At 49.4% G+C, this 14,264-nt stretch carries 14 protein-coding genes; 7 read left to right on the forward strand and 7 right to left on the reverse strand.

Features of this window, described 5'->3' with window-relative positions; all coding sequences use genetic code 11:
* Window positions 1–160: 160 nt before the first annotated feature.
* Together GWG06_RS29910 and GWG06_RS29915 are read right to left on the reverse strand one after the other, a co-directional pair.
* On the reverse strand, window positions 161–547 hold the full coding sequence (locus GWG06_RS29910) for a hypothetical protein (protein ID WP_127043987.1): 387 nt from the start codon (window positions 545–547) through the stop codon (window positions 161–163).
* Window positions 548–619: 72 nt separating this feature from the next.
* Window positions 620–1,198: a pentapeptide repeat-containing protein gene (locus GWG06_RS29915; protein WP_160718119.1), complete on the reverse strand. Its 579-nt coding sequence runs from the start codon at window positions 1,196–1,198 to the stop codon at window positions 620–622.
* A gap of 362 nt (window positions 1,199–1,560) precedes the next feature.
* Between GWG06_RS29915 and dinB the strand changes: the two genes are divergently transcribed.
* Complete coding sequence (gene dinB / locus GWG06_RS29920; RefSeq protein ID WP_160718120.1) at window positions 1,561–2,685, forward strand: DNA polymerase IV; 1,125 nt, start codon at window positions 1,561–1,563, stop codon at window positions 2,683–2,685.
* Window positions 2,686–2,697: 12 nt separating this feature from the next.
* On the opposite strand, the gene GWG06_RS29925 is transcribed toward dinB, so the two are convergent.
* Window positions 2,698–3,105 (reverse strand): contact-dependent growth inhibition system immunity protein, encoded by a 408-nt coding sequence (locus GWG06_RS29925; RefSeq protein ID WP_127043984.1) that lies wholly within the window; start codon window positions 3,103–3,105, stop codon window positions 2,698–2,700.
* A 45-nt stretch (window positions 3,106–3,150) separates the two neighbouring features.
* On the opposite strand from GWG06_RS29925, the gene GWG06_RS29930 reads away from it, so the two are divergent.
* Both GWG06_RS29930 and GWG06_RS29935 read left to right on the forward strand, forming a co-directional pair.
* Window positions 3,151–4,068, forward strand: a complete 918-nt coding sequence (locus tag GWG06_RS29930; protein ID WP_160718121.1) for a GlxA family transcriptional regulator — start codon at window positions 3,151–3,153, stop codon at window positions 4,066–4,068.
* A gap of 93 nt (window positions 4,069–4,161) precedes the next feature.
* Window positions 4,162–4,935 (forward strand): DJ-1/PfpI family protein, encoded by a 774-nt coding sequence (locus GWG06_RS29935; RefSeq protein ID WP_160718122.1) that lies wholly within the window; start codon window positions 4,162–4,164, stop codon window positions 4,933–4,935.
* A gap of 134 nt (window positions 4,936–5,069) precedes the next feature.
* On the opposite strand, the gene GWG06_RS29940 is transcribed toward GWG06_RS29935, so the two are convergent.
* The 3 genes from GWG06_RS29940 to GWG06_RS29950 form a co-directional block, all read right to left on the reverse strand.
* Complete coding sequence (locus GWG06_RS29940) at window positions 5,070–5,378, reverse strand: hypothetical protein (RefSeq protein WP_160718123.1); 309 nt, start codon at window positions 5,376–5,378, stop codon at window positions 5,070–5,072.
* Window positions 5,379–5,466: 88 nt separating this feature from the next.
* Window positions 5,467–6,303 carry an ankyrin repeat domain-containing protein gene (locus tag GWG06_RS29945; protein ID WP_127043980.1) on the reverse strand — a complete coding sequence of 279 codons (837 nt, stop codon included), beginning with the start codon at window positions 6,301–6,303 and terminating at the stop codon, window positions 5,467–5,469.
* A gap of 90 nt (window positions 6,304–6,393) precedes the next feature.
* On the reverse strand, window positions 6,394–8,154 hold the full coding sequence (locus tag GWG06_RS29950; RefSeq protein ID WP_160718124.1) for an ABC transporter ATP-binding protein: 1,761 nt from the start codon (window positions 8,152–8,154) through the stop codon (window positions 6,394–6,396).
* Window positions 8,155–8,298: 144 nt separating this feature from the next.
* Here GWG06_RS29950 and GWG06_RS29955 point away from each other — a divergent pair, with 144 nt between their 5' ends.
* The gene (locus tag GWG06_RS29955) at window positions 8,299–8,835 is read left to right on the forward strand and encodes a DUF4251 domain-containing protein (protein WP_160718125.1); all 537 of its coding nucleotides are present in this window, start codon (window positions 8,299–8,301) and stop codon (window positions 8,833–8,835) included.
* Between the two features lie 112 nt (window positions 8,836–8,947).
* Here GWG06_RS29955 and GWG06_RS29960 read toward each other — a convergent pair whose 3' ends face one another.
* Window positions 8,948–9,418 carry a GNAT family N-acetyltransferase gene (locus GWG06_RS29960; protein ID WP_160718126.1) on the reverse strand — a complete coding sequence of 157 codons (471 nt, stop codon included), beginning with the start codon at window positions 9,416–9,418 and terminating at the stop codon, window positions 8,948–8,950.
* 68 nt (window positions 9,419–9,486) lie between these two features.
* Between GWG06_RS29960 and GWG06_RS29965 the strand changes: the two genes are divergently transcribed.
* The 3 genes from GWG06_RS29965 (at window position 9,487) to GWG06_RS29975 (ending at window position 14,246) form a co-directional block, all read left to right on the forward strand.
* On the forward strand, window positions 9,487–10,107 hold the full coding sequence (locus GWG06_RS29965; protein ID WP_127044130.1) for an HAD family hydrolase: 621 nt from the start codon (window positions 9,487–9,489) through the stop codon (window positions 10,105–10,107).
* 335 nt (window positions 10,108–10,442) lie between these two features.
* Window positions 10,443–12,296, forward strand: coding sequence for a 3-keto-alpha-glucoside-1,2-lyase-like domain-containing protein (locus tag GWG06_RS29970; RefSeq protein WP_235938596.1), 1,854 nt, complete (start codon window positions 10,443–10,445; stop codon window positions 12,294–12,296).
* 18 nt (window positions 12,297–12,314) lie between these two features.
* A complete protein-coding gene (locus tag GWG06_RS29975) occupies window positions 12,315–14,246 on the forward strand; it encodes a hypothetical protein (protein WP_160718127.1) in 1,932 nt (643 codons plus the stop codon).
* The last annotated feature ends 18 nt before the right edge of the window (window positions 14,247–14,264 follow it).

The raw sequence follows: 14,264 nt of genomic DNA on the forward strand, positions 1-14,264 counted from the left end.
GTTGTCCATGATACGGGCGTAATCACCGGAGCGGTATAATTTTTCACCGGGGATAAAGGGGTTGTCAATGAAACGCTGTGCGGTAAGCTCCGGCCGGCCGAGGTAGCGCTTATGTCTTCGCTCCTCATTCGTAATTCGCAATTCGTAATTCGTAATTAATTTATTCCACCCAGTACACCAACTTCACCACCACCCATCCATCAGGGCCCACAGCGGTTTCATTCACCGTTACTGTTTGTGGTACGGCGCCATCCCAGGGGCCGGGGTATGCGCCTACGGTGTAGGTACCGGCGGAGAGCTCTTCGAACTGATCCCCTTCCTGATTGGAGGCGTCGATGTACTGGCCTTGTGCATTGCGTACCCAGAAGCCGTGGAGCATGTGGCTGCCGGTCACAGGAGTACCGTTGGTATTCACCAGTTCAATGCGTAGTTTGTAGGTGCCGGTAATCTGTTGACTGGAAATGATGTCTTTTGAAAGCGGGCGGGTTGCGAAACTCTGGCCTGTAGCCAATATGGCCAGGGCAATAAAGATAAGGGTCTTTTTCATTTTGGATCGTTGTTTATGGTTATTCTAAAGATAAATAATTGTAGCGTAGAAGAGGTCCGTGTGGCGTAAAATTTACTCTGCTATCTCAATGCCGAGTCCGTATAAGAGGGATACGGCTTCCGGCAGACTGAACTTCGCTTTTCTGAGTTTATTTTCAGCTGCGATGAGGTGGTAACGGGTAGCGCCTACGAAGTTGGCCTGGGTGAGATCGCAGTTAACAAAACGGGCGGCAGACAGATCAGTACCACGAAAATCGCTTTGGGACAGGTTGCAGTCGGAGAAATCAACTTCATCTGCCTGGCATTGAAGGAAAATACCCTGCTTCAGATTTTTCCCGGAGAACGTGCCGAAGCTGAGACGGGTATCATGAAAAGCCACACTGAAGGCATCTTTCGCATTACTCCAGGCTACCCCTATCGCCTTGGAGTTTTTGACGGTAACCCTCACTAATCCGGTACGCTGCAGCTGTATGAGCGAAAGATCACAATCTTCAAAAGTACATTTTTCAAACATGCACTCCGTGAAAACACACTCCTTGAAACTGCATTTATAAAAAGTACAGGCAAAGAACTCACATCCGCTGATAATTGTACCATCCAGCGTCAGCTGCTTAAACTCCTGGTGTTCGTAACTTTCATCCGGTGAAAACATGTGGGATTTTATTATTTTGTTATTTGAGATTTTGTGGTGATGCAGGATTTTCCTTTTACTTACAGAGGTAAAATATACTAAGATTTGGTGCAATTTATCAATAAAAAAAATTCAGACAGAAACTCCATTTGATCTCCGCTCTACATTCGCAATTCCTCATTCGCAATTCGTCATTCAAACTCCGTTTCAATCTCCACTCCTCATTCGCAATTCCTCATTCGCAATTCGTCATTCAAACTTCGTTTCAATCTCCGCTCCTCATTCGTAATTCGCAATTCGTAATTCGTCATTCAAACTTCGTTTCAATCTCCGCTCCTCATTCGTAATTCGCAATTCGTAATTCGTAATTACCTTTGTATTTCATGATAAATCCTACCACCACCACGTCGTACCGTAAAATCATCCACATCGATATGGATGCGTTCTATGCTTCTGTAGAGCAGCGGGATAATCCGTCATACCGAGGGAAAGCGATAGCGGTGGGTGGTTCTCCGGAGGGCAGGGGAGGTGTGGTGGCTACTGCCAGTTATGAGGCGAGGAAGTTTGGAGTACGTTCTGCGATGCCGTCGAAGCGGGCATTGCAGTTGTGTCCGGAGCTGATATTTGTCAGGCCGCGGTTTGATGCTTATAAGGAGGTGTCGCGGAAGATACGGGAGATCTTTTCCCGGTATACGGATCTGATAGAGCCATTGTCGCTGGATGAAGCATATCTTGATGTAACGACAGACAAGCAGCAGATTGGTTCAGCTATAGAGATAGCGAGGCTGATTAAGCAGGCAATACGGGATGAGTTGCAGCTGACAGCATCGGCAGGTGTTTCTATTAATAAGTTTGTAGCAAAGATAGCATCCGATTTAAATAAACCGGATGGGCTTACCTTTATAGGGCCTTCTTCCATAGAGGCTTTCATGGAAAAACTGCCGGTAGAGAAATTTCATGGAGTGGGTAAGGTAACGGCGGACAAGATGAAAAAAATGGGTTTGTTTACCGGCGCCGATCTGAAGAAATTATCGGAGCAGGAGCTGAAGCAGCATTTTGGTAAAACCGGTGCATTCTACTACAGGATAGTGCGTGGTATTGATGAGCGGGAGGTACAGCCGCACCGGGAAACGAAATCCCTGGGCGCAGAAGATACCTTTCCATTCGACCTGACGGCCGTGGAAGACATGCATGCAGAGCTGGAAAAGCTGGCGCTTACCGTGCATACAAGGCTACAGCGTTACGACCTGAAAGGCCGTACCATTACACTTAAAATCAAATACAGTGACTTCAGGCAGATTACACGTAATCAGTCTTTTCAGCAACCGGTGGGCGACCTGGAAACTATCATCAGTACTGCCAAACAGTTGCTGGCAGCCACCTGGCCGGAAGACAAGAAAATTCGGTTACTGGGTATAACACTTTCTAATTTCGGAGAAGCTGTTCCTGGTTCGGATAAACAATACAATCCGGGGCAGTTATCACTTTTCGATTTTGAGGGAGAGTGACCGGTTTTACAACTATGATTGCCAGTAGCCGGGTAAATCCAGCTCGGTTTCCACTTCGCTGGCCCTGTCCTTAATCATGGTCTTGAGATCATGGTGAAGGTCCTGGTGCTCTTCCCAGAAATGCGCGGGTACGTCCAGTACATTCTTTAGTAAGTCGCCGGGATACAGATCTGCTTCCACGAATAAATCATCTTTTAGTTTCTCGATGGCCAGAGGCACCAGATAGGCCGGGTTAAATGATTGTCCTATCAGTACTCTCAGATCGCTGGCAGTTAACTTGATAACGGGTACTTTACTTAAAGCGATGCATCTTTTGTTTAATTCGGCAAATTGTTCTGCATCTTTTTCTGTAGTGGGTTCCCAACTTTTGTTCTCTAACTGTTCCAAAGATTTGTATCTCCAGATGTCTTTCCTGTTCATATTTCCTCTCGTATCTTTTTGTCAATAATATACTAATTTCGTCAGATGATACCCAATCGTGTAATATTTTTTCTGTTTGATGGGGTACACCTGATGGACCTGGCGGGTGCTGTAACGGTGTTCTATGAGGCCGCCTGCGGCGGTAAATCCTATGAACTCCGTTATGTTTCGCCTTATCCGGATGCCCGGAGTTCCGCGGGGCTGATGTTTGCTGCACTGGAGCCATTATCAGCCGTTACGGTTACTGATCGTGATATCGTTATTGTAGCCGGTATGGAGCTGTCGGGCTGGAACCGTGCTGACGACATATTGTGGATGCCCTGGATCCGTCAGGCCTATGCAGCCGGGGCCACCATCTGTTCTGTCTGTACCGCTGCTTTTGCATTGGCTGCTGCAGGTGTGCTGGATGGCCATTCCTGCACCACACATTGGGCAAAGATAGCATCGCTGCGTGCAGAGTATCCGCGCCTGGAAGTGCTGGAAAACAGGCTGTTTGTTAAAAGCGACCGTGTATACACCAGCGCCGGTATTGCTACAGGCATCGATATGGCCTTATACCTGCTGGAAGAACATCATGGTCCGGAATTCGCCTTCAGGGTGGCTCAGGGAATGGTTGTCTACATCAGAAGAGATGGCAACGATTCACAACATAGCATTTATCTGCAAAACAGGCAACATATTAATTTCCAGGTACACCGGGTACAGGATTATATTGCACAGCATCTCGACCATAAACTAACCATTGAAGAACTCGCGGCAGTTGCGTATATCAGTCCCCGTAATCTTACCCGACTCTTCAAAACCGCTACGGGAACCACTATCGGCCAATATATTCAAAAACTGCGCCAGGAGAAAGCTGTCGTTTTGTTAAAAGCACAGCATAAAGTGGCCTGGGTCGCCAGGGAGTGCGGTTTCAGAAGTCCTCACCAACTCCGGCAGCTCGTGAAAAAAGTGTCAGTCTGATGCTGCCCGTCAGCCAATCTGTCCTGATTTTTACCTTCCTTGTCCTGATTATGCCTCCGGACAGCCATAGTTTTGTAACATAAATTTATCAGTATGAAAAAGATAATGTTGCTGTTACTGCTATGCCTGCCGTTTACAGGCTTTACGCAGCCCGGCACACAGCAGTATGTATGCCCGCCCTGCGGCCCCTGTGACAACCGATTGTTCGATAAGCCAGGGAAGTGTCCCGACTGCAGTATGGACCTCATTCCATTTAATCCGGAAACAATGAAACAACAAACGCTGACAATCGCCTTCTACCTGCAGGACGGGGTGGAAGTGCTGGACTTCGCCGGTCCCATGGAAGTCTTTTCCTATGCGGGCTTCAAGGTATTTACCGTCTCTAAAAATAAAGCGCCGCTGAAATCGCAGGGGATCCTGACCATCGTGCCCGACTACAGTATTGAAGATGCTCCCCCCGCAGATATCTTCGCGGTGTTCGGCGGTAATTCCTCCCCCACCTCCGCAGATAAGGCGGTTATCAGCTGGATCAAAGCCCGCGATAAAGATACGCGGCATTACTTTTCTGTCTGCACCGGCGCATTCATACTCGCCAGCGCCGGTCTGCTGGATAACCTCACCGTTACCACCTTCCATTCCAGCATTAACGACCTGCGTAAAAAACTACCCAACGCCAAAGTACTGGATAATGCACGCTATGTAGACAATGGCCGCATTATTACCACTGCAGGCATTTCCGCCGGTATAGACGGCGCCCTGCACCTGGTGTCCCGCCTCCGTGGCGAAGCCGTAGCAAAAGAAATCGCTGTTCAGATGGAATATGATAAGTATGTACCCGGACAAGGTGTAATAGCCACCAGCAAGTAGTTTATTTAATTATTTGATTATTTGAGATTTGGTTATTTAAAATGCAGCGGAGATTGATCCTGAAGACCGTCGTCAATCTATCCGCAACAATCTCTGCTGCATTTTAAATAACCAAATCTCAAATAACCAAATAATTAAATCCTCGTGTATTTGGGAAGTACCAGCATCTTTACAATGGAATGGGCGATCAGTGACAGGGCAAAGGCCAGTACGATCAGCAGGGAGGATTTGACCGGAGTGTCAAAAACATCGATAACGGATGAAACAGATTTGCCGGCAAAAATCAGGGTTATGATGCAGGCCAGTGCACCGGTGATCCAGAGCGTAATGTGGGACCACAGGTACTTTTTTTTCTGGAATCCTGCCTTGCCAAAAGAAGTGAATAAGAGGTAAACATGCGCAACAAAAAAGAGTGCGGCAATTACAGAGAGTGTTGTAAGCATTTTGGTTAATTTAGGTTTTGGGAATGGTATTATTCCAAAATACGATTTTGTTTGATAAAAAAAGCAGGCAGGAAAAAAGAAGTGAGGGTCAGCCCGGTTCGCCGGTCTGCTGTCTGATCTGCGAAATATGTTCTGCAATCATGTGCAGCCGGTAATAATATTTCTCAAATATATCATCATACATGCGGTGCCTGTTCTCCAGGAACGCATTCAGCGCCTCGTGAATAAATTCTTCGTAGGTGCTCTGCGCATCCACCCGGATAATGCACTCTGCCACGGGTTCCATCACCGTATTGAATTTCGGGCGTACCTGGATATCTGCCAGCGTGGTAATCATAATTTTGTACAGATTCGGTGCTTTGGCAAAAGGGACGTAATGAATGGCGGTTAGTCCGTGTTCATCATGTACGTATTTACTGACGCCTTCGGAGAGCAGGTATTCAATGACTTCCCGGTTGTTGTTATGACGCGTAGCCAGCAGGAGAGGGGTATCCAGACTGTCCAGCACGAAGTTGAAATGGATGTTGTGACGTATCAGAATCAGCAGCATATCCGTAATGGCCGCCAGGCGGTGATGCCGGAATATATAGGCGATGGCAAATAAATAATCCGGATTGTCAGTCACCAGCCGCGCGCCCTTTTTCAGCGCATATTCCACCGCCTGTGGCTTATTGGCCCCTATGGCGCAGAAGATAACCGGAATGATGTCTTCTTTTTTGTAATGAATGTCTGCACCGCCTTCTTCTATCAGCAGCTCCGCAGCTTCAAAAAATATTTCCTGGTACTCCAGTAGTTCACACAGCAGCCCGGATAATTCCTGCCGGCTAAAGGCAAACAGATTAAAGCGAAGATAGGTGATGATTTCGTCCGGATCCTGGCTTGTTCTCAGTTTGCGCTTTAAGTCGTACAGAGAAATTTTTTGCATAAATCTTCCTGGAATAATGAAATAGGTGGAGAGAACCTGTCAGCGGATGAAATATGCAGCTGCAATGATAATAAATATTAATTAAAAAGTTTATTTGTTTTCCTGGTGCTTCCACAACTCCTGAAAAACAGGGCTGTGATGGCGTAGGGTGTTAAAGTCTCCTTCCGCTACTACACGGCCCCGTTGCAACACATAGATATAATCGAATTGCGGCAGCAGGTGCAGGCGGTGCATGGAAGAAATAATTGCCTTGTCGGAGAAGGCCCTGAACATCTTATCATAGATCATCGCTTCGGTTTTGGGATCTACGCTGCTGGTAGGCTCGTCGAGCAGTATCACTTCGCTGCCGCGGGCAGCCAGAATACCCCTGGCAAGCGCCAGCCGCTGCTTCTGGCCGCCGGACAGGTTCACGCCTTTCTCCCGGATATCCGACTGAAGCCCGTCCGGCAGCATGGCTATCACTTCCGTGAAGTGCGCGCTTTCACAGACCTGCATCACTTCTGCTGCTGAAAAAGGTAATCCCAGCGTGACGTTATACTCAATTGTATTTTCAAATATCTCCGGCTCCTGCGGGAAGAGTGTCACTGTTTCGTTGAGGGTGGCTAACGGGAACGCCTCTCCGTCGATAATAAACTGCGTACCGGCCTCCGGTTCGTAAAGCCCGCGGAGCAATGCCAGCAGCGTGCTTTTGCCGCTGCCGCTTTCACCAATGAGGGCTATCTTTTTCCCTCTGCCTATCTGAATATTAAGCTGATGCAGACTTTGCGGTGCATGCTCATTGTCATAGGTAGTCAGGTGGGAAAAATCCAGGTGACTGATACGGATTTCCTTCCAGCCGGCCGGCAGCTCAGGGGCAGCATCCGGCCGGTGGTGCTCCGTATAGGCGTGACTGATATTGCCGGCTGTTTCCACAGATGTATTGTACTGCACAATATCCGTGTATTGCCAGGCAACGTCATGAAATACGCTGGTAAACTGGTTTACATATCCCAGCAGCGATACCAGGCCGGCTACATAGAATACCTTCCCCGGTTCCCAGTGCTGGAACACAAAGCCGGCCGCAATAACGCAGTAGATAAGCGCCACCATAATATCCGCTACAAACCATTTCCATTCATGGATAATGGTGTTCCGGCGAAAGGGTGGCCATATCTGCGCTACCTTGTGCAGCAGCCCGTTCTCCATACTTTTTTCCAGGCGTAGCGTAATCACGGTCATGATGTTGGACAGGCTGTCAAACAGGGTGGCGCTCACCACATGTTCCTTTTCGTTGATGGCTTCCAGCGTTTTGATGAAAGGCTTGTCAAAGCGCAATACAATCCAGATGCAGCAGATGCCCAGCACTACGCCGACGGCTCCATACAGCGGGGAAAAATAAATCATGGCGATGATGGAAAACACCAGTTTGGAAAGCGCGTGCAGGTACATGAAACCGTGCTCAAAAAATCCTTTCAGCGCTTCATACGCTTTACGGATACGGTTAATCACCGCCCCGCTGTGGTTATCCTGGTGCCACTTGACGGGCAGGTGCAACGCCTGATGATACCGCTCCTGCAGGAAGTTGCGGCTCAGGTTAAAGGCCAGCTGCCTTTCCATGATTCTGGCAGGCCCGTGAAAGGCCCATTCCAGCAAATGAAGCCCCATATAACCTCCTACAAACAATAAAGTATTCCTGGGAAGATTAGCGGCATCTTCCTGTATTGTTCCGACAAACCACCCGAACAGCACAGGATTCAGGGAAAAGAATATATTGGCAAAGATGAACATCACATATACCAGCAGGTATTTTTTACGTTCACGACGGGCATATTTCCAGGCGGTCTTCAGCAATGAAATATAAGGGTTCGGCATGGCTTCCTTGATTTAATCTGTCTGTCAAATGAATTTTCACTTTTCTTTAAGCAGCGTCATCCCGGCGTTTCCCCCCGGAACAAGGATACTTATCGATGATGTGGTACGATATTGGTGTTACTATCGCTGTTAAATTATTTACTTATGAATAGTTCTTTTGCTATCAAAACGCTGTTCCTGCTGTCTATGGCCGTTTCTTCCCTTACCAGCCTGCATGCACAGGAAACAAAAGCGGAAAAAAGGGCTGATAAAAAAGCGGCGCAGCAGGCAGCAGTCAAATCACTGATCGACGGCCGCAACTACGTTTTTATAGCCCAGAGCGCCCTGCCCATGAGCGGGCGCGTAAGGCAGCTCACTCCGGATTTCAATCTCACCGTCACTGCTGATTCCATTATCAGCTATCTTCCTTACTTCGGACGCGCATACTCCGCACCTTACGGTTCCACCAGGTCGCCGCTGGACTTCAAATCAAAACAGTTCGACTACAACGCTGCTCCCGGTAAAAAGGATGGCTGGAATATTACCATCCGGCCCAAAGACCAGCAGGATATACAAACTATCAGCCTGACTGTTTCCAGCGACGGTTACGCTTCTGCCCAGGTGACCAGCAACAACCGGCAGCCGATTTCATTTAACGGCGTGATACAGGCGGTGCCGCCGGTGAAGAAAAAGAAAAAATAGATTTATTTGAGATTTGGTTATTTGAGATTTTGTGCCTCATCCAGGTTTTCTTTGATACTGCAAGGTTCAGCAGAAAACCTGGATGAGGCACAAAATCTCAAATAACCAAATCTCAAATAACCAAATGTTTCTGCATCTCAAAATTACTTATCTCCACCCCATCCAGCTCCAGCGTCTGCGGGGTAATTACCCGGAATCCCATCTTTTCAAAAAAAGGTTTTGCTGTTATACTTACATAGGAAGTCAGCGTGGGCAACTGCAGCTGACGCGCTACAGCAAGTATCTGTTGCATGAGCAGGGTGGCAATTCCGCGGCGCTGATAATCCTTATGAACAAACAGCATGTCCAGTTCGCCGGTATCATCTATAGAGGCGAAGCCTGTAATTATCCTGTCAGGAGTTTCCGTGACAAAGAAATGTTGTTCATGAATTCTCCGGATAAGAGACTCCGTTCTTTCACCTCTGGCAGCCCATACAGCTACCTGCGCCTCGTTATAGTCCCGGCTGTTGACAGCGCGGATGACGCCCTGGTAAAGACTTTTGAGTTGTGCTACATCCTGTACAGTGGCTTTCCTGATATACATCTGATTAACTTGTTAAGTGCCGGGATAACAGTATATTAGTATAATGATAACAAAGTTAATTTTTTAAGATGAAGAAAGATACGGCTATCACTACTTTATTCCTTGATATCGGCGGCGTACTGCTGACCAACGGATGGGACCGTGCCGCACGTAAACTGGCTGTACAGACGTTCGGACTGGATGCACCGGAAACGGAGGAAAGACATCATCTTACCTTTGATACCTATGAAGTAGGTAAACTTACGCTGGATGAATACCTTAGCAGGGTGGTGTTTTATGAAAACCGCTCTTTCACTCCCGATCAGTTTAAGGAGTTTATGTTTGCACAGTCATCACCCTATCCGGAGATGATTGAGCTGGTGCGCAACCTGAAAGAAAAGTACCGGCTGAAGATTGCCATCGTAAACAATGAGGGGCGGGAGCTGAATACCCATCGTATCAAAAAATTTGGTATCGGGCAGTTTGTTGACTTTTTCATTTCCTCCTGCTTTGTGCATTACCGCAAGCCGGATGCGGATATTTACCGTATTGCACTGGATATAGCACAGGTAAGTCCGGAAGAGGTGGTATACCTAGAAGACCGCTCCATGTTTGTAGATGTAGCCGGCGGCCTCGGTATAAATGGTATCTGCCATAACAATTACGCGGCTACGCTGGCTGCCCTGGAGAAATTCGGGCTCCGTATCTGACCCTGCGGTACCGCCCCGGTTTTTTACCGCTGATGTAATTTTTTGCCTCCCATATCGCTTTGTTATAATTATTTTTCTATTTTGTCTGTCCTGGATGCAGGATGCTGTTTAATGATTCAATTCCACGTTTGACAATTGTTGCTGGGATTAACAAGATGGATGCTAAATGATGTGCCGGCAGGCGCATATGAACTATTGTGTACAATAGTTTGAAATTCATTAACACTTGTTTCAACTGTTTAAAACGTTCTTTTACCACTGTAGTACTGACCCGGGGAAAATAATACTATTATAGCTAAATGGATTTAGCATCAAACCTAAAACACATCAGATTTATGCTCAGATGGAATGAGTTCCGTCCGAAGTCTGCGCTCCTGTGTAGCTGCAGTACTTTGGTAATGCTGGCGGGCATTGGCGGCGGACAGCGGCTCACCGCGCAAACCCGTGTGCCGCTCACAGATTTGTCGGCTTTTAAACAACCGTCTTCCAGTTGGCGTATAGCCGGCGACGTTAGGTCGGATCTGCAACAGGACAACACCCTGACCACCACCACCGGTACCGGGATACTTGTGAACCTGCCTGAAAAGGGGACACATGGCCGGGATCTGTTTTCTATGGCGGAACATGGCGACATGGACCTGGAACTGGATTACCTGGTTGCACGCAAATCCAACTCCGGCATCTATCTGCAGGGGCGTTATGAGATACAGTTGCTGGACAGCCATGGTACACTTTCCCCGCGTGCGGCCGACAATGGTGGCATCTATGAACGCTGGGACTACAGCAAACCGGAAGGGCAGCAGGGGTACGACGGTCATGCACCGCGCCAGAATGCCAGCCTGGCCAATGGCCTGTGGCAACACCTGAAAATTTCCTTCCAGGCGCCCCGCTTCGATGCCGCCGGTCATAAAATAGCCAATGCGGTCATCCTCAGAGCAGAGCTTAACGGCGTCACCATCCACGAAAATGTGGTGCTGTCCGGCCCTACCAGGGGGGCTATGGACGATAAGGAAGCCGCCACCGGGCCGCTGCGCCTGCAGGGCGATCACGGCGCAGTTGCCTTCAGGAATATCACCATCAGCCATTTCAGCGCACCGAAACCGGAACTGAAAGACATTACCTATGATATCTTCAGAGGACCGTTTGATAAACAGCCGGATTTCAGAATAGTGAAACCCGTTGCCAACGGCCAATCTGAGCTGCTGACCTCCAATGTCAGCCATCTGCCGGAAAACCAGTTCCTCATCCGTTATCAGGGCGTATTGTCTGTGAAAACAGCCGGGCGTTACGGTTTCCGTCTGCACACCTCCGGCGGCGGCGGACAAATGAAAGTAAACGGCCAGGAAGTGATAAAACTATCCGGCTGGGATGGTAACGGCGCTGTAACCCTGCAGCCTGGCGACTACCCGGTAGAAATACTGTACAACAAGGAAGAAGACTGGGCAAAGCCTTCCCTGACTTTGTCCGTGAAAGGAGATAACCTCCGCGAATTTGTTATCAGCGATGTCAACGTACCTGCCGATGATGCTACCGATCAGATTCTGGTGGCAGCCACTGAAAATACGGTGCTGCGTAGCTTTATGGACCTGAAAGGCGGTCCGCGTGTGGTTCATGCCGTATCCGCAGGTTCTCCGCTGAAGCTCCATTACACCTATGATATGGATCATGGCGAACCGGTACAGGCCTGGCGCGGCGAATTCCTCAACACCACGCCGATGTGGCATGACCGTGGCGACGGCTCTTCCCGGCCTATGGGCATGATCCGTACACTGGACCGGAAACCGCAGCTCTCCCTCGCCCGGCTGGCCGGTGAGCAGGCTGCCTGGACAACCGATACCGCCGGCACGGGCTTCCGCCCCCGCGGTTATTCGCTGGATGCAGCAGGACAGCCCGTTTTCAGCTACGATATCTATGGTACCCAGGTAACAGACGCGCTGAGCATATTACCGGAAAGCGCCGGCCTGCAACGTACCATCCGGATTACCCGGCCACAGGAAAATATATATGTACGTATAGCCGTTGGCGATAGTATCATCCGGCTGGATGATAAAACATTCCTGGTAGGAGATAAATCCTGGTATGTGAAGATGAACCCGGAATCCCCGGCAGCCATCATCCGCGGCAGCCAGGGCAATATGGAACTGATTGCGCCGGTAAAGGAAACCCTGCGCTATGCTATCATCTTCTAAGCAGCAACACGAACAATTATGATGCAACTGAACTATAAGAAATTAATAATAGCCGGACTGGTATTACTGGGTACCGCCGCCGGCAGATTACAGGCGCAGGAGTCGCCGAAAGAAGAAGACTTTTTCCGCATTGCCCGTATCAGCTCACCGGAAGGCACGCTGCTGGAAGTAGGCGGCCTGTGTACCTTACCCAACGGTGATCTGGGCGTAGCCACCCGGCGTGGCGATATCTTCATTGTGGAAAATCCTTCCAGCAAACAACCTTACTTCCGTAAAGTAGCCTCCGGGCTGCATGAAGTGCTGGGCCTGGCCTGGAAAGACGGATCGCTGTACTGCGCCCAGCGCGGAGAACTGACCCGCCTCACCGATACCGATATGGACGGGAAAATTGATAAATTCGAAACCGTATATGCGTGGCCGTTATCCGGCCATTACCATGAGTATAGCTTCGGGCCGGTGATAGCGCCGGACGGCTCCTTCTTTGTTTCCGGCAACGTTGCCTTCGGCGACGAAGAATGGTGGCGCGGTGAAAGCCGCGTGCCCTGGCGTGGCTGGATGATGCACATCTCCCCCGACGGTAAAATGGAACCCTGGGCCACCGGCTTCCGTTCCCCCTGCGGCCTGGGCATCGTAGACGGAGAACTGTTCTACACCGAAAATCAGGGAGACTGGATGGGATCAGGAGCACTGGTACATGTAAAAAAAGGCAACTTTGTAGGGCATCCGGCAGGACTGCGCTGGAGCAAGGAGCCTGATTCCCCGGTAAAGCTCACCACAGAACAGCTCTACAGCAAAGTAGATCCCCGCTTCCGCAGGGATGCTCAGGGTCACGCGATCAAACCGGAGAATGTGGAACAGGAGAAATTTGTGACGCTGTTTGACATGAAGAAATATTTTCCGGAAGTACAACTGCCTGCAGTATGGCTGCCACACGGCGTACTGGGGATTTCCAACTCGCAGGTTATCACCATCCCTGAAGGCGTCTTCGGACCGTTCGCCAGGCAGGTACTCGTGGGCGACCAGGGACAGAGCAAAATCATGCGCGTATACCTGGAGAAGGTGAACGGAGAATACCAGGGCGCTGCCTGGGATTTCAGAAGTGGCTTCCAGTCTGGCGTACTGCGCCTGGCCTGGGGAAAAGACGGCTCGCTCTTTGTCGGTGAAACCAACCGCGGCTGGGGCTCCGCCGGCGATGCCAACCAGGGGCTGCAACGCCTGGTATGGAATAACCGTGTGCCTTTTGAAATGAGAACGGTAAGCGCTATGCCGGATGGTTTTGAAATCACCTTTACTCAACCCATAGATAAAAAGTCTGCCGCTGACCTGGCGTCTTACCAGGTAGAGAGCTTTATCTACAAGTACCACCCGGTATATGGCAGCCCGACGGTGAATACAGAAAAATTGGCGTTGAAAGGAGTACAGGTATCTCCCGACGGTATGAAGGTACGCATCGTAGTGAATGGCCTGCGCCGCTATTACATTCACAAAATATCGCTGCCCGGCATCCGCGCAGTACAGGGTTCCTACTCACTGGTACATCCTGATGTCTACTACACGCTGAACAATATTCCGGAAGGTGCGTCACTGGCCGCCGCAGAGCTGAGCACCTTTAACTCAGCCACTGCTATAAAAGCAGCCGCTAAAACTGCCACCACCACCACTTCCGCCAAAACGGTGAGCAATGCCGCCAAACCGTTAACCACCGCAGAAATTCAGCCGTTGCTGAATAAATATACCTGTTCTTCCTGCCACAACGAAAAGAAAAAACAGGTAGGTCCGGGTTTCAATGAAGTAGCCAAAAGGAACTACTCTGTAGCCAAAATCCTGCAACTGCTCCGCAATCCGCAGCCACAGAACTGGCCTGGCTATGCAACGCCCATGCCGCCTTTCCCGCAGGTGCCGCAGGCAGATGTGGTGAAGATTGCAGTGTGGATAAATTCGCTTAAATAGAATAACGAATTACGAATT

Origin of the sequence: Chitinophaga solisilvae (assembly GCF_009928525.1) — a bacterium.
GTDB lineage: Bacteria > Bacteroidota > Bacteroidia > Chitinophagales > Chitinophagaceae > Chitinophaga > Chitinophaga solisilvae.

What these genes read in the sequence shown, in the direction of transcription:
- GWG06_RS29965 (WP_127044130.1), top strand. Translation starts at nt 9,487, where the DNA reads ATGAAGAAAGATACGGCTATCACTACTTTATTCCTTGATATCGGCGGC.
- GWG06_RS29960 (WP_160718126.1), bottom strand. Translation starts at nt 9,418, where the DNA reads ATGTATATCAGGAAAGCCACTGTACAGGATGTAGCACAACTCAAAAGT.
- GWG06_RS29970 (WP_235938596.1), top strand. Translation starts at nt 10,443, where the DNA reads ATGCTCAGATGGAATGAGTTCCGTCCGAAGTCTGCGCTCCTGTGTAGC.
- dinB (WP_160718120.1), top strand. Translation starts at nt 1,561, where the DNA reads ATGATAAATCCTACCACCACCACGTCGTACCGTAAAATCATCCACATC.
- GWG06_RS29915 (WP_160718119.1), bottom strand. Translation starts at nt 1,198, where the DNA reads ATGTTTTCACCGGATGAAAGTTACGAACACCAGGAGTTTAAGCAGCTG.
- GWG06_RS29950 (WP_160718124.1), bottom strand. Translation starts at nt 8,154, where the DNA reads ATGCCGAACCCTTATATTTCATTGCTGAAGACCGCCTGGAAATATGCC.
- GWG06_RS29925 (WP_127043984.1), bottom strand. Translation starts at nt 3,105, where the DNA reads ATGAACAGGAAAGACATCTGGAGATACAAATCTTTGGAACAGTTAGAG.
- GWG06_RS29940 (WP_160718123.1), bottom strand. Translation starts at nt 5,378, where the DNA reads ATGCTTACAACACTCTCTGTAATTGCCGCACTCTTTTTTGTTGCGCAT.
- GWG06_RS29910 (WP_127043987.1), bottom strand. Translation starts at nt 547, where the DNA reads ATGAAAAAGACCCTTATCTTTATTGCCCTGGCCATATTGGCTACAGGC.
- GWG06_RS29945 (WP_127043980.1), bottom strand. Translation starts at nt 6,303, where the DNA reads ATGCAAAAAATTTCTCTGTACGACTTAAAGCGCAAACTGAGAACAAGC.
- GWG06_RS29975 (WP_160718127.1), top strand. Translation starts at nt 12,315, where the DNA reads ATGATGCAACTGAACTATAAGAAATTAATAATAGCCGGACTGGTATTA.
- GWG06_RS29955 (WP_160718125.1), top strand. Translation starts at nt 8,299, where the DNA reads ATGAATAGTTCTTTTGCTATCAAAACGCTGTTCCTGCTGTCTATGGCC.
- GWG06_RS29935 (WP_160718122.1), top strand. Translation starts at nt 4,162, where the DNA reads ATGAAAAAGATAATGTTGCTGTTACTGCTATGCCTGCCGTTTACAGGC.
- GWG06_RS29930 (WP_160718121.1), top strand. Translation starts at nt 3,151, where the DNA reads ATGATACCCAATCGTGTAATATTTTTTCTGTTTGATGGGGTACACCTG.